This window comes from Microbacterium sp. SORGH_AS_1204 (assembly GCF_030818935.1).
In the GTDB taxonomy this organism is placed as follows: domain Bacteria; phylum Actinomycetota; class Actinomycetes; order Actinomycetales; family Microbacteriaceae; genus Microbacterium.
In genome coordinates this window covers 3,564,937-3,584,601 of the sequence record NZ_JAUTBD010000001.1, presented here as the reverse complement: position 1 = coordinate 3,584,601, position 19,665 = coordinate 3,564,937, and the positions used below count along the sequence as shown (strand labels likewise).

14 protein-coding genes are annotated in these 19,665 nt (G+C 69.3%); 6 read left to right on the top strand and 8 right to left on the bottom strand.

What is annotated here, in order from left to right; all coding sequences use genetic code 11:
• Nucleotides 1-156 precede the first annotated feature (156 nt).
• Both QE410_RS16540 and QE410_RS16535 read right to left on the bottom strand, forming a co-directional pair.
• Nucleotides 157-681: a hypothetical protein gene (locus QE410_RS16540; RefSeq protein ID WP_307334020.1), complete on the bottom strand. Its 525-nt coding sequence runs from the start codon at nt 679-681 to the stop codon at nt 157-159.
• Between the two features lie 183 nt (nt 682-864).
• The gene (locus QE410_RS16535; RefSeq protein WP_307334018.1) at nt 865-2,151 is read right to left on the bottom strand and encodes a GAF domain-containing protein; all 1,287 of its coding nucleotides are present in this window, start codon (nt 2,149-2,151) and stop codon (nt 865-867) included.
• A 148-nt stretch (nt 2,152-2,299) separates the two neighbouring features.
• On the opposite strand from QE410_RS16535, the gene QE410_RS16530 reads away from it, so the two are divergent.
• Both QE410_RS16530 and QE410_RS16525 read left to right on the top strand, forming a co-directional pair.
• Nucleotides 2,300-2,659 carry a PadR family transcriptional regulator gene (locus QE410_RS16530; protein WP_307334015.1) on the top strand — a complete coding sequence of 120 codons (360 nt, stop codon included), beginning with the start codon at nt 2,300-2,302 and terminating at the stop codon, nt 2,657-2,659.
• 5 nt (nt 2,660-2,664) lie between these two features.
• Nucleotides 2,665-3,786 carry a hypothetical protein gene (locus QE410_RS16525; RefSeq protein ID WP_307334013.1) on the top strand — a complete coding sequence of 374 codons (1,122 nt, stop codon included), beginning with the start codon at nt 2,665-2,667 and terminating at the stop codon, nt 3,784-3,786.
• A gap of 166 nt (nt 3,787-3,952) precedes the next feature.
• On the opposite strand, the gene QE410_RS16520 is transcribed toward QE410_RS16525, so the two are convergent.
• Both QE410_RS16520 and QE410_RS16515 read right to left on the bottom strand, forming a co-directional pair.
• Nucleotides 3,953-5,380, bottom strand: a complete 1,428-nt coding sequence (locus QE410_RS16520) for a CCA tRNA nucleotidyltransferase (RefSeq protein ID WP_307334011.1) — start codon at nt 5,378-5,380, stop codon at nt 3,953-3,955.
• A 164-nt stretch (nt 5,381-5,544) separates the two neighbouring features.
• Entirely contained in the window at nt 5,545-7,056 is a 1,512-nt protein-coding gene (locus tag QE410_RS16515; RefSeq protein WP_307334009.1) for a methyltransferase, read from the bottom strand.
• A 106-nt stretch (nt 7,057-7,162) separates the two neighbouring features.
• Between QE410_RS16515 and QE410_RS16510 the strand changes: the two genes are divergently transcribed.
• From QE410_RS16510 to trxA, 4 genes are all read left to right on the top strand, one after another.
• Nucleotides 7,163-9,364, top strand: coding sequence for a DUF6049 family protein (locus tag QE410_RS16510; RefSeq protein WP_307334007.1), 2,202 nt, complete (start codon nt 7,163-7,165; stop codon nt 9,362-9,364).
• On the top strand, nt 9,361-10,956 hold the full coding sequence (gene murJ / locus QE410_RS16505; protein WP_307334005.1) for a murein biosynthesis integral membrane protein MurJ: 1,596 nt from the start codon (nt 9,361-9,363) through the stop codon (nt 10,954-10,956). Before QE410_RS16510 ends, murJ begins: the two co-directional genes overlap by 4 nt.
• Nucleotides 10,957-11,029: 73 nt before the next feature.
• Complete coding sequence (gene trxB, locus QE410_RS16500; protein ID WP_307334003.1) at nt 11,030-12,016, top strand: thioredoxin-disulfide reductase; 987 nt, start codon at nt 11,030-11,032, stop codon at nt 12,014-12,016.
• Nucleotides 12,017-12,078: 62 nt separating this feature from the next.
• Complete coding sequence (trxA, locus tag QE410_RS16495) at nt 12,079-12,402, top strand: thioredoxin (RefSeq protein ID WP_058231949.1); 324 nt, start codon at nt 12,079-12,081, stop codon at nt 12,400-12,402.
• 546 nt (nt 12,403-12,948) lie between these two features.
• On the opposite strand, the gene QE410_RS16490 is transcribed toward trxA, so the two are convergent.
• The 4 genes from QE410_RS16490 to QE410_RS16475 all read right to left on the bottom strand — a co-directional run bounded on the left by QE410_RS16490 (nt 12,949) and on the right by QE410_RS16475 (nt 18,113).
• Nucleotides 12,949-13,296, bottom strand: coding sequence for a tryptophan synthase subunit alpha (locus tag QE410_RS16490; RefSeq protein WP_307334000.1), 348 nt, complete (start codon nt 13,294-13,296; stop codon nt 12,949-12,951).
• An 82-nt stretch (nt 13,297-13,378) separates the two neighbouring features.
• Nucleotides 13,379-14,356: a ParB/RepB/Spo0J family partition protein gene (locus tag QE410_RS16485; RefSeq protein WP_307333998.1), complete on the bottom strand. Its 978-nt coding sequence runs from the start codon at nt 14,354-14,356 to the stop codon at nt 13,379-13,381.
• Nucleotides 14,356-15,282 carry a ParA family protein gene (locus QE410_RS16480; RefSeq protein ID WP_307333995.1) on the bottom strand — a complete coding sequence of 309 codons (927 nt, stop codon included), beginning with the start codon at nt 15,280-15,282 and terminating at the stop codon, nt 14,356-14,358. The genes QE410_RS16485 and QE410_RS16480 overlap by 1 nt, the downstream gene beginning before the upstream one ends.
• Before the next feature lie 1,936 nt (nt 15,283-17,218).
• Nucleotides 17,219-18,113, bottom strand: a protein-coding gene (locus QE410_RS16475) for an IS5 family transposase (protein ID WP_307327282.1) whose coding sequence is annotated in 2 segments (ribosomal slippage) — nt 17,219-17,761 and nt 17,763-18,113 — 894 coding nt in all. Because the reading frame shifts where the segments join, the coding sequence is not laid out codon by codon here.
• Nucleotides 18,114-19,665: the final 1,552 nt, after the last annotated feature.

Sequence of the window (19,665 nt, the reverse complement as noted above, 5' to 3'; positions counted from 1 at the left end):
CCACCGACTCGGCGCAACGGACATACATCGCAGGGCGCCGCGACGACCCGGCGCGACGGACTTGCGACCGCGACCGTCCAGCAACCCAGGGCGCCGCGACGTCCCGGCGCAACGAACGCACGACGGCCAGGCGCCGCGACGACGCGACGCCGCGGACTACGCGTCGGCGTCGGCGAGAACCGACCGCAGCGGCGGCACGTTGACCTCGTGCAGGTCGACGTCGTCGAGGCGTTCGATGCTCTGCACGCGCGGGGCGATGGCGCTATCGTCGGCGACGATCCAGCTGCCGACGAGGAGGAACCGGTCGTTGCCGGCGGTGATGGGACCGGTGAGCGCGAAGGTCTGGTGCGTGGGCGTGAGAAAGGTCACGCGCACGGGGGTGCCGTGCGGGAGCGTCGACGGGTCGACGACATCGGCGTCGAGCGCGGGCTGCGGCGGGTCGATGCCCAGGTCGATGCGCTGGATCTCGGAACTCGTCGCCAGGATCACGTCGCCGACGAGCGGCTGCCCACCGACGCCGATGCGTACCGTGCCCTCGAGCGCGTACAGACCGTAGCGCGGGGAGCGGACGACGACCCGGGCGATGTCGCCCGCCTTCACCTCGGCGAGAGCCTCGCGAATGCGCCCCACGTCGCGACGGGCACGAGCTGCCGAGAAGATGTCGAGCGCTTTTTCGTCCATATGTTCAGCGTAACGAGGGCCTCCGACATCGGCACTCGATGCGGCGCGTCGCGGCCGGTCGTGCCCCGGCCCGCGAAGCGCCCGCGCCCCGACTGTCACCCCTCGAGTCGCCGCGAACCCGCGTACCCGCGCCGCATCTACTCCGGCTCGAGACGCCCGAGACGCTCCAGACGCTCGAGACGCTCACGCCCGCTCGAGCCGCTCCAACCGCGCGACGATCCCCGCTCGCTTCGGCGACCGGGCGGGCAGCATGCTCAGGCACAGCCGCAGCACCTCTTCGTCGTCGCGGGCGTCGGCGGTGTCGGCATACGCGAGCAGCACATCGATCCCCGCCTCGGCGATGAGGGCCTCACGCAGGGCGGAGCGCACCGACTCGCGCACCTCGGCCACCCCCGGCGCGTCGGATTCGGGCAGCACGGGCCCCGCGTAGGCCGCGAGCGCCACTCGGTGCGCCCCGCGGTCGAGCAGCGACAGCACGTGCTGCGCGTCGGTCTCGAGTCCGTCGGGCAGACGGTACGGCCGGGATGCCGGGACCAATCGCGGCGCGACCGGCACCAGCGCGCGGCGCAGGCGCACCATCTCGGGTCGAAGCGTCTCCACCGCCGCGTGGCCGTAGACCGCTTCACTCAGCGCCTCGGCCGAGAGCCCCTCGCGATGCACGGCGAGCAGCAGGAGGATCTCCGCATGCCGGGCGCTGAGTTCGGCCGTCGCGCCCCCGGCTTCCAGCACGGCCCGGTCCCGCGCGAGCACCCGCAGCACCGCCCGCGAGGGCGCCGACCGCTTCGGGGGCGGAGCCTGCTGCGCACGCAGTCGCCCGACGAGGATCTCGCTCTCGATCGCGCGAGCCGTGGCATCCACCAGCAATTGCGCCTGGGGTGTCACGGCCTCGGGTCCTCCCGTGACGTCGATGACGCCCAGGAGCCGGCGCGACTCGGGGTCGTGCACGGGCGCCGCGGTGCACGACCATGGCTGCACGAGGCGGTTGAAGTGTTCGGCGCCGCGGATCTGCACCGAGCGGTCGAGGGTCAGAGCCGTGCCGGGGGCGGATGTGCCCACGGCATCCTCGGCCCAGTTCGCTCCCGCGACGAAGCCCATGTCGCCGGTCAGCGCACGGATGTGCCGGTCGCCCTCGACCCACAGCAACCGCCCCGCCGCATCACCGACCGCAACGACGACGCCCGACTCCTCGGCCGTGCCGGGAAGCAGCAGCGCGCGGATCATGTCCATCACACCCGCCAGCGGATGCGCGCGGCGATACGCCTCGAGCTCCTCGCTCGCGAGGTCGAGCGAGGGGAGTCCCTCGGGTCCGACGAGGGATGCCAGCGACCTCCGCCACGAGTCCTTCACGAGGGGGCGCACGTCATCCAGCCGCCGGTCGTCGTTGCCGGCGATCAATTCGTCGTGCGCACGCGCGATGAGCAACCCCGAGGTCTCGGGGGAGACGGACGGTCGCGACCACGGAGAGGGCACGGCACTCCCATCGGCGGTGACGGAGGAGGGCTCCAGTGTACGTCCGCACCGGCTCGGGCGGGAGGGCCGATGACGCGCCGCATCCTCGCTCTCCACACTACCGCGCACTGCGTGGTACTGTCCGAGGCAGACAAGCGAAGGGGGCCGCGTGGATACGACGCAGCTGTTGAAAGGGGTGCTGGATGCCGCCGTGCTCGCGGTCGTGCAGCACGACGACGGGTACGGGTACGACATCGTGCGACGACTGCGCGATGCGGGGCTCGGCGAGGTCGGCGACGCATCGGTGTACGGAACGCTCCGGCGGCTGTATTCGGCGGGCGCGCTGTCGAGCTACGTCGTGCCCAGCGATGGGGGACCGCACCGCAAGTACTACGCCATCAACCCGCAGGGCCGCGAGCTGCTCGACGCGCAGCGCGCGAGCTGGTCGCACTTCTCGGCGGCCATGACGACCCTGCTCGACGACACCACCCACCCGAAGAAGCTGCGCACGATCGGAGACGCACGATGATCACCATGCCCGTTCGCGATGACATCCGCGTCTTCGCCGCCGCGGTGCGCGCGCACCTCGACGACCTCCCGGCCGACGAGGTCGACGACCTGCTCGACGGTCTCGAGGCCGATCTGGCCGACCAGGCCGCCGAAGCGGGCGATGCCTTCGAGCTTCCGGATGCCACGACCTACGCCGCCGAACTGCGCGCGGCCGCGGGGCTTCCGGAGCGCCGTCAGCAGGTCGGCGGCAAGCGGATCCCCGTCCTGCAGATCATGCGCGACGGCTGGCGCGAGACGGGTGCGGCCGTGCGGAAGAACCCCGCCGCTGTGTGGGTGCTCGACCTGCTGGCATCCCTCCGACCGCTCTGGTGGATCCTGCGCGCGGTCGTGCTGTACCTGTTCATCGCCCCGTTCCTCTGGTCGGGCTATGCGTGGATGACGGGGCCGCTCGCACATCTGATCGGCGCCGTGCAGTTCCCCGGGATCGTGCTGATGAGCGGTCTGCTCCTCGTCAGCGTGCAGTGGGGCCGCGGGCGCTGGGCGCCGAACCGCATCGTTCGCGGTATCCGCACGGGTATCAGCGTCGTCGTGGTGCTGCTCACCCCTTTCACGCTCGTCTCGCTCATGGGGAGCCTGCAGTCGACGGTGTGGGACGCCTCCAACAACATCTCGGCGGTAAACCCCTACACCCCGGGGCTCTCGGCTGACGGTGAGCGGATCCGGAACATCTACGCCTTCGATGCGGAGGGCAATCCGATCCCCACGGTGCAGCTGTTCGATCAAGACGGCGATCCGCTCACGACGGTCGGTCGGGACAACGGACCGCAACGGTACGACTCCTACTTCTACGGCGGAGGAGGCTCGGTGCCGGTGCCCTACGTCATCCCCGGCGGTAACGATGCGTGGAACGTCTTCCCGCTACGAGAGATCCCCGCCGGGCAGGTCACGTGGAACGAGATGGACGACCTCACCAAGGCCGCGCAGACATCCTTCCCCTTCGAACGAGTCCAGCCCCTGCCCACCGACGTCGCGCCGTCACGCGCCCCCTCGACGGATGCCGCCGCGGGAGGCCCCGCAACCCCGACGCCGACGCCTTCTGCGGCCGAGACCGCCGCACCGACTCCCGACGGGTCGGTGACCCCGTGAGCGAGGAACCCCGCATCGTGAGCATCGACCTCACCCACCTCGTGACGGCCGCGCTGGCCGCGGGTTCAGCGGAGGAGCAGGCGGAGTGAGACCCGTTCGGGGCGTGATGCGGCGTGGGGGCCGTCTCACGCCCCGAACGCGTACCGCCCTCGCGAGTGCGCCGACGTCAGCCCCGTGCCGCCCACCACGCCCGCAGGCGCCTCTCGGCCTCCGCTTCGCCGACCACGCCCTCGTCGAGGCGCAGGTCGAGCAGGAAGCGGTAGGCCTCGCCCACCTCGCGGCCGGGCTTGAGTCCCAGCACCTCCTGGATGCGGTTGCCGTCGAGTTCGGGGCGGATCGAATCGATCTCCTCCTGCTCGCGCAGGGCCTCGATGCGGGCCTCGATGTCGTCGTAGGCGGATGCCAGGCGCTGCGCTTTGCGCTTGTTGCGCGTGGTCACATCGGCGCGGGTGAGGATGTGCAGGCGCTCCAGTTCGTCGCCCGCGTCGCGCACATAGCGGCGCACCGCGGCATCCGTCCAGGCGCCCTCGGCGTAGCCGAAGAATCGCAGGTGCAGCTCGACCAGGCGCGCGACGACCGTGGTAGTCGCCGCGTCGAAACGCAGGGCCTGCAGGCGCTTGCGCGCCATGCGCGCGCCCTTGATGTCGTGGTGGTGGAACGTGACGCCGCCGCCGTCTTCGAAACGCCGCGTGGCGGGCTTGCCGATGTCGTGCAGCAACGCGGCCAGGCGCAGCGGCACATCGGGCGCGGCATCCGGGTGACGGCTCTTCTCGAGCGCGATCGCCTGCCGCAGCACGGTGAGCGAGTGCTCGTAGACGTCTTTGTGGTGGTGGTGCTCGTCGACCTCGAGCCGCAGAGCGGGCACTTCGGGCAGGAACTCCTCCATCAGGCCGGTCTCGACGAGCACGCGGATGCCGCGGATCGGGTCGTCGGTCTGCAGCAGGCGCACGAGCTCGGCCTGCACCCGCTCGGGGCTGACGATACCGAGCGATCCGCGCAGCTGCGCGATGGCGTCGAGGGTCTCGGGGTCGACCGCGAAGTCGAGCTGCGACGAGAAGCGCGCAGCGCGCAGCATGCGCAGCGGGTCGTCGCCGAAGCTGATGGCCGGGTCGATGGGAGTGCGCAGCCGCCCGGCGACGAGATCTTCGACGCCGCCGGTGGGGTCGACGAGCGTGCGCGCGGGCACGCGCAGCGCCATGGCGTTGACGGTGAAGTCGCGACGGCTGAGGTCGGCCTCGAGCGTGTCGCCGAACTCGACGGTGGGCTTACGCGTCACACCGTCGTAGCTGTCGGCGCGGAACGTCGTGATCTCGACCTGCTCGCCCTTCACGCGCGCACCGATGGTGCCGAAGGCGCGACCCACGTCCCATTGCACCGACGAGATCGGCTTCACCAGCGCAAGGATCTCGTCGGGGCGCGCGTCGGTCGTGAAGTCGAAGTCGTGGGTCGTGCGGCCCAGCAGCGCATCGCGGACGGGACCGCCGACGATCGCCAGATCACGCCCCGCTTCGGCGAACGCGCGGGCGACGGTGGCGACGACGGGGTGCGCGGCGAGCTCCTCGAGGCGCGCAAGACCCTCGGCCATGTTCAGCATGCCTTCGAGCCTATCCGGGGGCGCCGACAGCGACTTTCGTCGGGTGCTCCGAACATCGGATGCCACGCGCGGAAACCCCGAGGGGGCGAGGCGCCTCGGCCTCCGCGCCCCGCACCCGGGTGTCACGGCTGCGGCCCCGGGATGCTCGCCACCGCGACCCGATCTCAGTCCGCGAACCCCAGGAACCCCGTCACCAGCAACTCACGCACGCGGGGGAGCAGGTCGGCGCGCAGGTGCGCGGCATCCACTTCCATCAACTGCGCGATCGCGTCGATGAGCGGTCCCACGGCCAGGTCGCCGTCGCACGCGCCCACGAGCGCCGCGAGCGCCGGATCGACCTCGATGCGCCGCGCGAAACCGCCGCCCTGGTGCAGCTCGATGACCGACGGATCCTCCTCGCCGGGGCGATGGTGTCGCGCCTCGGTCACGTCGGGCGCGACCTGCAGCACGCTGGCCGCGAGACCGTCGTCGTCGAGCAGCGCCGCGCGGTCGTGGGCGGCGAGGCAGGCGGCCAGGTGCGGTCCGAACCCGGCCTCCCCGCCTCCCGCGACGTGCTCGTACCGCGCGAGGGTGGGACCGCCAGCCAGGGGCTTGCGCAGCAGCACGTACCCGAAGCCGACACCTGTGACGCCCCGGCGGGAGAAGTCCTCCAGCCACGCGTCGATGAGCCGCGCGTAGGCGGGCGTGCCGGCAACGGTGCCGCCGTCGCGCACCCACAGCTCCGCGTACGCGAGCGGATCCAGCACCTCGCGCTCGATGATCCACGCGTCCAGGGCACCTCCGACCCACGAGCGCACGCGGTCGAGCCCCGACTCGCCCTCACGGTACTCCCAGTTGCCGAGCGACTGCGCGACACCGCCGGGGGAGAGGTGCGCCCCGACGCCCGAGATCACCGCGGCCACCAGGGCGTCGCCCTCGAGACCGCCGTCGCGGTACTCGTAGGCCGGCACCCCTTCGACGCGCGGCGTGATCACGAACGGCGGATTGGATGCCACCCGGTCGAACGTCTCGCCCGCGACCGGCTCGAACAGCGAGCCGTGCCGCGTCTCGATCCCGTCGACGCCGTTCAGCAGGGCGTTGAGCCGGGTGAAGCGCAGCGCCCGCTCCGAGATGTCGGTCGCAACGACGTGATCGACGAGTCTGCGCAGGCGCAGGGCCTGAATGCCGCAACCGGTGCCGATGTCGAGGGCGGTGCCACCACGGCGGGTGAGCTGCAGACGGGCCAGGGTCTGCGAGGCTCCGCCCACCCCGAGCACGTGATCCTCCGGCAGCGGCCCCTGCAGCGCCGCCTCGTCGAGGTCGCTCGCGATCCACCACTCGACATCGCCGGCCTCGTCGGCGAACGCCTGCGGCCGCACGAGCACGGCGGGGCGCACGTCGTCGCCCTCGACGCGCACGAGGCCGAGGTCGACGGCTCCGTCGACACCCAACGCGGGAAGGGCCGACGAGAGCTCACCACGGGAGACCGCGAGCCCCAGACCCCACAACCTCCCCAGCACCGCGAGGGGGTCGCCCCGGTCGGCGAGGGCGCGCTCCGCGGGGCCGCGCAGGCCGCGAGCCAGGGCGTCGTCGGCTTGCTCTCCCCACGCGTCGCGGAGCTCGGCGCTCGTGTACCCCGCGCTGCGGAAGTCGTCGGCGAGCGCGTGGCAGAGGCGGGGTTCGGGTTCGGGGAGCACCGGTCCATTCAACCGTCTGCGCGAGGCTATCGGCGGGCGCAGAGCGACGCAGGCCTAGACTCGTCGCGATGCAAGGCCCCCTTGTACCACCGACGTTCGTATGACCGTGACTTCCCCGCCTTCGGGCTCACCCGTGCTGCGGCGCCCCTTCGCGCGCCGGCTCCTGGCGACCCTCGCCGCAGCGGCCCTCGCATTCGGCGTGATGCTGCCGTCGGCCGCGGTCGCCGCGACCGCCGGCCCTTCGCCGTCGGTGCAGGCGGCCGCGCTCTCGGCCGCGCCCGCGGCGAACGGCATCCTGCGCCCCGGCGACTCCCTCTCGGTCGTGGTGACGCTGACGGCGGGCTCTTCGGCCGCGGCGACCACGCCCCTCGCCCTCTCCATCGGCACGGCGCCGCTTCCCGACGACGGCGCCCTCGACCGGTGGCTCGACGGCGATACGGCGGGACAGACGATGCAGCAGGTCGCGACCGGGGCAGTGGATGCCACCGCCTCCGGCGCGCAGACCTCCACCACGTTGACCGTCGCGGCGACCGATCCCGCTCTGAACGGGCGCGGAGCCGGGGTCTACCCGGTGCAGGTCACCGCGGGGACCCTGACGGCATCCAGTGTCGTCGTGGTGCCGTCCGACGGCGCTGCGACCCCGATCGCGCTCGTCGTCCCCATCACGGCGGCGCCGATGACGCGCGGCCTGCTCACCGGCAACGAACTGGCCGAGCTCACCGCGGTCGACGGCGCCCTCTCGGCGCAGCTCGACGCGGTCGACGGAACGACCGCCACCCTCGCCGTCGATCCCGCCATCCCCGCGGCCATCCGGGTGCTCGGGTCGGCGGCCCCCCCGACGGCGGTCGCCTGGTTGCAGCGACTGCTCGCGCTGTCGAACGACCGCTTCGCCCTGCAGTTCGGAGACTCCGACGTCGCCGCCCAACTGCAGGCGGGCCTGACGGCGCCCATGGGCCCGACCTCGCTGCAGTCCTACATGTCGGAGGCTGATTTCGCGCGCCCGGCAGCGGCGGTCACGAGCCCCGAACCGAGCCCTTCGGCCAGCCCCGGGCAACCGAGCTTCCCCTCGCTGTCCGCGCTGCTCGACATCGGCACGGCGACGCCGAACGTGTTCTGGCCGGCCACGGGTTCCGCCGGGCCCGAGACGGTCGCGTCACTGGGTGCCCTGGGCACGGCCGAGGAGCCGGCGCGCGTGCTCGTGGCCTCCGCGAGCGTCACGGGGTCGCGCCCCACTGCCGGTGCTGTCGGGGGAGTGTCGACCCCGGTGTACGACGCCGAGGTGTCGCGTGTGCTCGCCGACGCCGCCGGACAGAACGACACGACCCGCCGCAGCGCCTCCCTCGCCGCCGCGCAGGCATATCTGGCGATCGCGCGGGCGACCGCGGGCGATCAGCCCGTGCTCGCGGTGCTCGACCGCGGAACCGACCGCTCGCGCGTGAGCCTGCGCGCCACGCTCGGCCTGCTCTCGACCGCGCCGGGATTCACGACCTCGACCTTCGCCGAGGTGACGAGCCGTCCGGCATCCGAGATCTCGCTCGCCTCACCCACCGTCGACTCCGCACGGGTCGCCGAGGTGGGCGATCTGATGACCGATGAACAGGCCGTCGACCGGTTCGCCACGATCCTCGACGAGCCGGATCTGCTGACCGGTCGCGAACGCGCCGAGCTCCTGCAGGTCATCAGCGTCTCGTGGGCGGGGGATGCCGCCCGCAAGGCCGTCGCCGACCATCGCGCCGGCACGCAGACCACGCTCGATTCCGTCGGCATCCTCTCCTCCGACTTCCGCCTGGTCAGCTCCAGCGCGCCGCTGCGTCCCTGGGTGCGCAACGACCTGCCCTGGCCCGTGACCGTCGTTCTCGCCGTCCGCCCCGACGATGCGCGCCTGCGGGTGCAGGACCACACGACCATCGAGGCGCAAGCCGCCGCGAACACCCGTGTCGAAGTGCCCGTCGAAGCCCGGATCGCCAACGGCGAGGTCGGCGTCGACCTCCAGCTCTACAGCCCCACCGATCAGCCGGTCGGTACGCCTCAGCGGGTCGATGTCGAAGTGCGAGCCGAGTGGGAGAGCATCGGCCTCATCGTGATCGTCGCGCTCGTGGTCGGCTTCCTGAGCCTCGGCGTCGTGCGCACGGTTGCTCGTCGTCGGCGCACAAGGGCCGAAGAGCAGCCGCCGTCGACCCCGGATGCCGAGACCCCCACCGACGGCATCGGCGTCAAGGATCCGGATGCCGACGGTCGCGGCCCCGCCGAAGCCGACACCGAAGACGCCATCGCCTCACCCCCCACCGAGCAGGAGACACGCCCGTGAGCAGTATCGGACGGGCCAGCGTGCTCATCGGGGCGGGCACGATCGTGTCGCGCGTGAGCGGGCTGCTGCGCGGCATTGTGCTCGTCGCCGCCATCGGAACGATCGGTGGCGCCGGCGACGCCTTCGCTGTCGCCAACCAATTGCCCAACAACATCTACGCGATCATCTCGACCGGTCTGCTGACGGCCGTCGTCGTGCCTCAGATCGTCAAGGCGGCGGCTCACGCCGACGGCGGGCAGGCCTTCATCTCGAAGCTCTTCACGCTCGGGACCGTCGGGTTGATCGCCGCGGCGGTGCTCGCCTCGATCGCGGCTCCCCTGCTCGTGCGCGTGTACGCGAGCGAGTTCACCGCTGATCAGCTCGCGTTGTCGACGGCCTTCGCCTACTGGTGTCTGCCGCAGATCTTCTTCTACGGTCTGTACGCGCTCCTCGGCGAGATCCTCAATGCGCGCCGCGTCTTCGGGCCGTATACGTGGGCGCCGATCGTCAACAATGTGGTCTCGGTCGCCGGCTTCGGAGCGTTCATCGTGCTCTTCGGACCGCAGACCCAGGTCGGAACGTGGACTCCCACCATGGTCGCGATCCTCGCCGGCACCGCCACCCTCGGCATCGTCGTGCAGGCCGCCGTGCTGATGTTCTTCTGGCGGCGGGCCGGTCTCGCGCTGCGTCCCGACTTCCGCTGGAAGGGCGTGGGCCTGCGCCACATCGGTCGACTGGCGGGATGGACCTTCCTCATGGTCGTCGCGGGGCAGCTGGCCGGCATCGTGCAATCCAACGTGCTGTCGGGGGCATCGGGGGAGGACCCCGCGATGTTCGCGTCTCAGAACGCATGGCTGCTGTTCATGCTGCCGTACTCGATCATCGTCCTCTCGATCGGCACTCCTTACTTCACGCAGCTGAGCGAGCACGCGACCGCCGGACGCGATGACGAGGTCCGCGCCGACATCTCGCGCAGCATCCGCACTCTCGGGTTCTTCATCGTCGCCTCCACGGCGGCCCTCGCCGTGGCGGCCGTGCCCGCGAGCCGTATCTTCACCCAGACGCGACAGGAAGCCGAAGCGGTGGCGCCGGTCCTGCTGTGCTTCCTGGTCTGCCTGATCCCCCTCGCCGTGCTCTTCGTCGTGCAGCGGACGTTCTACGCCTACAACGACACCCGAACGCCGTTCTTCTTCACGCTGCTGCAATGCGTGCTCGTCGTGGCAGGCGCGCTTCTGGCCGGGGCGGTCCTCGACCGCGGTGACTTGGCGGCGGGAGTAGCCCTGACCCAGTCGGTGGCCAGCACCGTGCAGGTGATCGTCGCCACGGTGCTCCTGCACCGACGGCTCGGCGGCATCGGCACCGCCTCGTGGCTCCTCACACTGGCGAAGTTCGGCGTCGCGGCGCTCCCAGCCGGTGCGGCTGGTTGGGGCGTGTGGGTGCTTCTGGGGGCGGAGGCCGGTTGGACACTGTCGAGCCCCCTGGCCGGCGCGCTGGGAGCCGCGATCATCGGCTCCATCGTCCTGGCCGTGTACATCGGCATCCTGGCCCTGTTCCGCACCCCGGAGCTCGAACCGGCCCTCGCGCTCGGTCGACGGTTCCTCCCCCAGCGCTAGCCCCGCGGCCGCGGAATACCGCGCGGCTAGCATGGGTTTCATCCGACGGAATCAACGAGAGGAAGGCGCAACCGTGCGTCACGTCATCATCATCGGATCGGGCCCGGCCGGCTACACGGCCGCCATCTACGCCGCCCGAGCCAACCTCGAGCCCCTCGTCGTCGCGAGCTCCGTCGAAGCCGGCGGCGACCTCATGAACACGACCGAGGTCGAGAACTTCCCCGGGTTCCCTGACGGCATCCAGGGCCCCGACCTCATGGCCAAGATGCAGGCTCAGGCCGAGCGTTTCGGCGCGCAGGTGCTCTACGACGACGTCGTCTCGCTCGACCTCGAGGGCCCGGTCAAGACCGTCACCCTCGGCAGCGGCAAGGTCGAAGAGGCCGTCTCGGTCATCTACGCCACCGGCTCCGCCTACCGCAAGCTCGGCCTCGAGGGCGAGGAGCGCCTCTCGGGCCGCGGCGTCTCGTGGTGCGCCACGTGCGACGGCTTCTTCTTCCGCGACCGCACGATCGCCGTGGTCGGCGGCGGCGACTCCGCGATGGAAGAGGCGAACTTCCTCACCAAGTTCGCGTCGAAGGTCTACGTCATCCACCGCAAGGACTCGCTGCGCGCGTCGAAGATCATGCAGGAGCGCGCGTTCGCGAACCCGAAGATCGAGTTCGTCTGGAACAGCGCCGTCGACGAGATCCTGGGCGACGACGCCGTCAACGGCGTGCGCCTGCGCTCGACCGTCGACGACACGACGCGCGAACTCCCGCTCGACGGCCTCTTCGTCGCCATCGGCAACGATCCGCGCACGCACCTCGTGCACGACAAGCTGCAGCTGACCGACCAGGGCACCATCTGGGTCGACGGCCGTTCGTCGCGCACCTCGGTCGAGGGTGTCTTCGCCGCCGGTGACGTGATCGACCCCACATACCGTCAGGCGATCACCGCCGCGGGCAGCGGCACGGTCGCCGCCCTCGACGTCGAGCACTTCCTCGCCGCGCGTGGCGAGGCCGGTGAGCCCGCCGTATCGGAGAGCCCGATCGAGGGCCTCCCCGACGCCGCGGTCGTCTGAGGAACAGAACCGGGCACACCGGCGTTTTCATCTACTGACGCTTCCATCTAAGGAGAAATGCAATGACTGCCAAGGCGACGACCTCCGCCACGTTCGAGCAGGACGTCCTGCAGGCTGACGGCCCCGTGCTCGTGGACTTCTGGGCCGAGTGGTGCGGCCCGTGTCGCATGGTCGCTCCCGTGCTCGACGAGATCCAGAACGAGAACGCGGGAAAGATCACGGTCCTCAAGCTCAACGTCGACGAGAACCCCGACCTCGCGATGAAGTACCAGATCACCTCGATCCCCGCGATGAAGGTGTTCCAGGGCGGCGAGGTCAAGACGACGATCATCGGCGCCAAGCCCAAGTTCGCGCTCGAGCAGGACCTCGCGCCGTTCATCGGTTGAGACACTCCTCTCAGAAGCCCCGAGTCCCCGTGACTCGGGGCTTCTGCCGTTCTCGAGCGCCATCGTCAGATGCCATCCCCCGGTGCTGCGGTGCGGGCCTCGCTCGTATTGGATGCGAGCCGCGCTGCGCTCCGCACCTCGCCTGTTCCGGATGCACCCGCACTGTGCTGCGTTCTGCGCCTCGCTTATCCCGGATACGTCGCCGGATGCCATGCGCTCTGTGTCGCGTTCCGGGCCTGGCTCATTCCGGGTACGTCACCGGATGCCACCCGCGCTGTGTAACGCTCCCGGCCTCGCTTGTTCCGGGTGCGTCACCCCGTGCCACGCGGGCTGTGTAGCGCTCCGCGCCTCGCTCATTGGGGATGCGCCCTGATGCCACCCCTGCTGTACGGCGGTCCGGGCCGCTGTTCTCGGGTGCGTTCCCAGGGCTATGGGCGCCATGCTGCGCTCCGGGCCTCGCTCATTCCCCGTGCATCTCCGGGGCTACCCGCACCGTGCTGCTGCTGCCGAGCCACAAGACGACCCCTTTAGAGCCTCAGGACGCGCTCAGGACGCGTCGAGGCGCACGCTGGCATCCCACCGCCGGTGAGGCTCTTCGTCGCCCAGAATGCGCCACACGGCGCGTGTGAGCGGGGGATAGTCGAGGGAGATCTGTCGAAGCACGCGGTAATTGCGCGACCGGTTCGGCCGCTGCCCGCCGTTCTCGGCGATGTTCTCGGCGCGGAGAGTCAGAACGACCAGCTCGTCGACGCTCGGCAGGTCTTCCATGAAGTCCCAGGGGTCCTCGCCGCCGCGCAGACGCTCGTGGATCAGCACGGCCAGCTCATCGGACGCCTCGGCGCGCAACAGCTCGAGGCTGGCGCGGCGGCGCGTGGTGTCGTCGTTCGCTGTCACCACTCCAGGGTACGTCGACCCTCCGACACCGGGACCCGACTTCCGTTCGCCGCTGGCGAGATGGTCTTCGGACCGCCCGGGTTCAACCCGTGTATCCCTCTTCACCCAGGGTCGACAGAATGCGGTTCAGATCTTGAATAGAAGCGAAATCAATACTGATCTGGCCTTTTTTTGCATTGAGCGATACCCGGACCTTGGTGTCGAACCGATCGCCCAGCCGTTCCGCGATCTGATCGAGCCCGGCCTGCCTGCCGCCTGCCTGGGGCTTCTGCCGCACGGGGGCGACGCCCGGCATCTTCGCTGCGGCCTCGGCGGCGCGAACCGACAGGTCTTCGTTCACGATCTTGTCGGCGAGCTTCTGCATCTCGCGCGGGTCGTCCAGCGACAGGATGGCGCGAGCGTGACCTGCGCTCAGCACTCCGGCTGCGACCCGCTGCTGCACCGGGACCGGGAGTTTCAGCAGGCGGATCGTGTTGCTGATCTGCGGGCGCGAGCGCCCGATTCGCGTCGCGAGCTCTTCCTGAGTGATGCCGAAATCTTCGAGCAGCTGCTGGTAGGCGGATGCTTCTTCCAAAGGGTTGAGCTGCGATCGGTGCAGGTTCTCGAGTAGCGCGTCTCGGAGAAGGTACTCGTCCTCGGTCTCACGCACAACCGCGGGGATGGTGTCGAGGCCCGCCTCCCGCGACGCGCGCGTGCGGCGTTCACCCATGATGAGTTCATAGGTACCGTCACCCTTGTCGCGAACGACGACGGGCTGGAGGACGCCGAATTCGCGCACGGAGTGGACGAGTTCCGCGAGGTCGTCGGAGTCGAAATGCGTACGCGGCTGGCGCGGGTTGGGGACGATCGATTTCGGGTCGATGTGGATGAGGCGGGCACCCGGGATTTCGACGAGCTGCTCAGTATCGCCTTCTTTCGCCCCGCGCGGCTGGGTCGCCGCGTCGTCACTCGCTGCGGCGGACCCACCGGGGAAGAACACGTCAACGGGACGTGCCTCCGACGGTTCAGCGGTGGGGATGAGCGCGCCGATGCCTCGACCCAGTCCGGTCCTCTTTGCCATCAGGATTCCTTTTCGGTGGTGTCGCGAGCGACGATTTCAACTGCGGCTTCGCGATATGCGATAGCACCGGCCGACTGGCCGTCGTAGGCGATGACGGTCTGCCCGAAGCTGGGCGCTTCGGACACACGGACCGAACGAGGGATTACGGTGCTCAGCACCTCGTGAGTGAAGTGCGAACGGACTTCTTCCGCCACCTGTTGCGCGAGACGGGTTCGTCCGTCGTACATCGTGAGCAGGATGGTCGAGACGTGCAGTTTGGGATTCAGGTGCTTCTGGATCATCTGCACGCTGCCGAGCAGCTGGCTCAGGCCCTCGAGAGCGTAGTACTCGCACTGAATGGGGATCATGACCTCGTCAGCCGCGGTGAAGGCGTTGATCGTAAGCAGCCCGAGAGAAGGGGGGCAATCGATGATGACGAAGTCGAAGTGGTTCCCCTCGATCTCGAGGTAGTCGCGAAGCGCGCCGCGCAGGCGGTGCTCTCGCGCCACCTGAGAGACGAGTTCAATCTCTGCACCGGCGAGATGGATCGTACTGGGCGCGCAGAGCAGGCTCGGGGACTCGGGGCTGGTCTGGACGATGTCGGCGAGCGGCACCTCATTGATGAGGACGTCGTAGATACTCGGTGTCTCGGCATTGTGCTTGACGCCGAGTGCGGTCGAGGCGTTGCCCTGCGGGTCGAGGTCGATGACCAGAACGCGGGCGCCGACCGATGCGAGCGCGGCCGAGATGTTAACGGCGGTCGTGGTCTTTCCGACACCGCCCTTCTGGTTGGAGACGGTGAGAACCCGGGTTCGCCCCGACAGGGTCACATCGGCGGCTTCCAGTGCACGACGTCGTGCGGATAAATCAGCGATCTCGCGGGCGATGGGGGAGTCATCGAGCGAAAAGGACGAAGACGCCTCACCGGACTGTTTCACGTGAAACACCTCTCACCGTCACGAACTCGCCCAGTCTACCTGCGGGGCCCGACATCGCTGCTTCCTACGGAGGATGCGTGGAAAGGCGACAGTCCGGGCGGAGGCGTTGATGAGCGCCGACTGTTCACTCTTCACTCCTCACCAAGCGGTGGCTGTGAACAAGATGGTCGCCAGGTCATGGCGGCGCAACCGGCGTCCCTCACTGGCGCCGTCCGCCCATCGTCACAGCGCGGCGAGTGTCCTTTACGGTCACTAGCTCCACAGGCAAGTTCTCCCGACGCACCGCCCGAGCTCGCACCGGATCTGGGCGCGACCTAAGGTCTCAATCGGGACACCCAACAACATGTCTGTGGATGCCGCTTCGCGTGAACTATGGGTGCTGCGCACGTCGCCTCCCGTTGCAGCGCCGCGGTGGTCGATCGTGTCGCGACGATCCCTGCGCCCGCATCTGGCGGAACGTTTCACGTGAAACAGCAGCCGTACTCGCCTTCCGCATGCGGGGGAGCGCCGCTCTTCAGGCGTCGTTCCTCCGGGGTGTAGAGCATGAACCCACACACGCGACTGTCGGTCTGCGCAGCGAAGGCCCGCTGCGTCCGGCGATAGTGCCCGCCGCTGAAATGCCGGATGGGCGCACCGCGCGAGTGGCAGCGGGACACCGCTTCGCCTGAACATCAATAGGCCGACAACGGCCGCTCTTTAGATCAGATCGGCGGGCCACCCGACAATCGAACACGCACGCACCGCATTTGTCAGGTGGGGCTGGGTCGCCGAGGTAGGTGCGGGGGCAGGGCGCACCGCCGAGGCTCGTCCCCATCGCCAGGGCACCCGGCGAGGACTGCTCCGATCAACCCGCCTTCTTTGCATCGATCGAGTTGGCGCAACAGCTTTGACTCACACACAGGCACCGCGCAGCACATGCCCAGCGCAACGCCCCTCTGGCTGACGCGACGCGAGAAGACCATTGACTCCTGCGTCCCATATATGAAGGCCTGAATGCATGTGGCGGGGGCGTTCCTCGTGCACTGGCAAAGCAACGGAGCGGTCATGCTTCACGTGAAACATGATGCTCGTCGACCTCGACGCACCTCCTCGCCGCGCAAGACCGCGTGATCAGACGGCCCCAACGCCGGCGCAGCTCCGCGAGTCGCACTGCGAGTCTCGCCCCTCGCAGCATCGCTAGGACGGTCGCCAACTGCCGCGCCACCGGTGCCGACGTTCATAGCTCATCGGCACACACCTGGCACTCGCACATCAGCAGACCGCACCCGCACGGGCTGCGGCCGCGCTGGCGGTGCGGAGGTTCGCAACTCATCGACCGTGCCCTCACCCGCCTGACATGCGCATCGCGTCGAACTGCGCGCGCACGAGCTGCGGCCGCGCCTCCGCGCAAGACGGCGAGCCACCGCATCGTTTCACGTGAAACATCTCTCTCCGCCGCGCGGACGGCACGGCGTGGGGCGCAGCGTCCCTTCGGCGGGGAGAGTGCACCTTCTTTCGACGCCGTCTCGCCGACCATGCCGCGCTATGTCTCGCAGGTTGCGCGCACCTCCCAGCATGCGGCGAGAGAACTGCTCGTCCACACGTGCCACAGGCCGCGACGCAGACACCTACTGATCAGGGTCGCTCACCCGTCCCGCACCTCTGTGAAGCCCGACGGGCCGCACGCTGCCACGATCGCACCACTTCTCATCGCTCAGCGCACCGCAACCGAGGAGCGGCGTCGGTCGCGCGCCTCGCATCGGCGTTGGTGAAAAGGTTCATCCGTCGGGCGCAGCATTGGTCCCGGCCAACGGGTCGCGTGCCACGTTTCACGTGAAACATCTTGAGGTTGTGTCGTGCTCCGTCGTGCCCGGTTGCGACGTCGTGGCGAGTCGCTGGGAGACATTCAGGCATCTCTCGGTCTCTGGGCCGTCGCTTTCCCCATCCACCCACCGCCGCGACACAACTAGGGCGTGTCTCCTAAATGGCGGGTCCAGGCGATGACGGCGTTGAGGACGGCTGCTGAGCGGTAGACGGTGGCGAGTTTGTCGTAGCGGGTGGCGAGGCCTCGCCATTGTTTGAGGGTGGCGAAGCGGCGTTCGATGACGTTGCGGTTTCGGTAGTCGTCGCGGTCGTAGGTGATGGGTCGTCCGCCGTGTGAGCCGCGTCGGACGCGGTGGCCGATCTGATCCGATGGCTGCGGGATGACGGCCTGGATGCTGCGGTCACGCAGGTGCTGTCGGATTGCCCGGGACGAGTACGCCTTGTCGCCTCGGAGCCGGTCGGGTCGGGTGCGGGGGCGACCGATCGGGCGGGCGACGCGCAGCTGCTGCAGCAACGGGATCAGCATGGGCGAGTCCCCGGACTGGCCCGGCGTGACCGCGATCACCAGTGGCAGGCCGCGACCGTCGACCAGGTGGTGGAGCTTGGTGGAGAGTCCGCCTCGGGAGCGGCCGAACCCGTGATCAGGCGGCTCGATCAGCGGATTGTTGTAGTTCGACGAAGCCCCCCGTGACCCGGGTGATGTTCGTCGCGTGCTGATGGGCGCGAGCGATCGTGGAGTCCACCGACACGGACCAATCGAGCTTGCCGGTCGCGTCGGCGCGAGCCAGCAGCGCCGCGTGGACACGATCCCAGGTTCCATCGCCGGCCATCCGACGGTGCCACTTCCACACCGTCTGCCACGGGCCGAACACCTCCGGCAGATCCCGCCACGCGATCCCTGTCCGATAGCGATACGCGATCGCCTCGACCATCGTTCGCGCGTCCGAGAAGGGGCGGCCCTTACGGCCGGTCGGACCGGGCAAGAACCCGCTGATCAGATCCCACTGAGTATCCGAAAGCAACTGGAACCGCGACACGTCTCTAGCATCACCGACTCACCCCACCCATTTGGGAGACACGCCCTAGGTGAGAATCTCGGCAGCCCGCACGCCTTATCGACCCTGCTGCCACCTCGCCACCAGGCTTCGACGCATCCCGCCCACGCCATCACTGCTGTAGCGACCCTCGTGCATGGACGTCGTGCCGCGCAAACGGCCCTCACGCGCTCACGCCGAGCGACGTACCGCTCGTCAATCGCTACGTGTTGAATTTTGGGCGGTTAGCCTCCCGCGCGTGCAGCCGTGGCTAGAACACGGACTGATGGGGCTCCGGCACCTCTGATATCTCGGGTGAGCAGAGTGTTCTCCCATCTCGACCTCTCGTCTTTAGAGCACGCCGGGGCGTTTCCTCAGCGTCGCGTGCCCTGTGAAGCAACGGTCACGAGCATGCAGCGCGCCGAGGGACGTGACGGCCCGCAACGCGCCGGTAGGTGAGCGCGTGACGCATTGGCGCCGCTTGACATCGCCCGCACCTCGACCTGGAATCGAATACCACGCACCAGCGCAAGCCGCTTCCGGTGGAGTCTGTCTAACGCGCAATGCCGCCGCCTGGGTCTCACACCTCACGGATGCCACGCACCGCAGTCACGCGCACCGCGGCGTTGACGAGGCGCGTCGCGCCGCCAAGGTGCCACCTCCTCCGTTCTTGCGGTCAGCCCGTCATACAGAACATGGAGTCGGCCGCCGACACAATCGGGGTCCAGTGCGACCACTCCACGCGCCCAAGCCCTTGCCCTTCGCGGTGGAGGTGCAGCGGTGCCGATGTCGCAAGGAGCGAGACAAGCGGCGTCCGGTGCGCTGAAGCGGTCCCGAGATGCCGACCCTCCGCATGTCGGCCGATCTGCCTATCGGCCTTGTCGCCCCACTCGCATGGGAGAAGCTTCGCGCAGGCCGTCGATGAGAGCCGAGCCGCACGATCCGTCACGGTGAGCCGGTTTGCGGGGGTCCCGACTGGAGCAGTTTGTGGGGGAGCGGGGCGCGCCCCGCGCGCGACCCACTGTAGCACCACGTCTGCCGTATGGCATCGGGGAGACGCAGCGGTGGTGACGGGTGAGGGGATATCCCGCCCACCTCCTATGGGTGCTGTGTGCGAATCCGCACAGGACGAATCGTCGGCCTTTCCGCTGCTCAACAAGGTTGATCCTCGCGCCGGGGCGGGCCTCGACGAGGCTGTCGCCGTGCCGCACCCCGCCAGCGCATCGAACACCGCGCCGCTCGACGAGTGCGTCGCCACCGATGCTCGCCACGGGGATGACTAGCGACGACACCGAACGCTCGTCCGTACGCACGATGACGACAGACGCCCCGGGTGGCTGCAGGAACGCAAGTCCGAGACGCGGTTGTCGAGACGCGCAGTCTCCGGGTTGCAAGGCAATCTTGCGGAAGGAGCCAGCTCGCGCCCCGTCGCCGTCGCGCTTCAAGAACGACCGATCGTTGTTTCACGTGAAACATCTGTCTCGAGGAAGGTTGCCCAGTTGGAGAGCAACAGCCAGGAGACGGATTGTGGTGAGCCCGATCCGGCAGCCAACGG

Excerpts from the sequence above, each read along its gene's own strand:
- QE410_RS16540 (WP_307334020.1), bottom strand. The coding sequence starts at position 681 with ATGGACGAAAAAGCGCTCGACATCTTCTCGGCAGCTCGTGCCCGTCGC.
- QE410_RS16520 (WP_307334011.1), bottom strand. The coding sequence starts at position 5,380 with ATGCTGAACATGGCCGAGGGTCTTGCGCGCCTCGAGGAGCTCGCCGCG.
- QE410_RS16485 (WP_307333998.1), bottom strand. The coding sequence starts at position 14,356 with ATGGCAAAGAGGACCGGACTGGGTCGAGGCATCGGCGCGCTCATCCCC.
- trxA (WP_058231949.1), top strand. The coding sequence starts at position 12,079 with ATGACTGCCAAGGCGACGACCTCCGCCACGTTCGAGCAGGACGTCCTG.
- QE410_RS16525 (WP_307334013.1), top strand. The coding sequence starts at position 2,665 with ATGCCCGTTCGCGATGACATCCGCGTCTTCGCCGCCGCGGTGCGCGCG.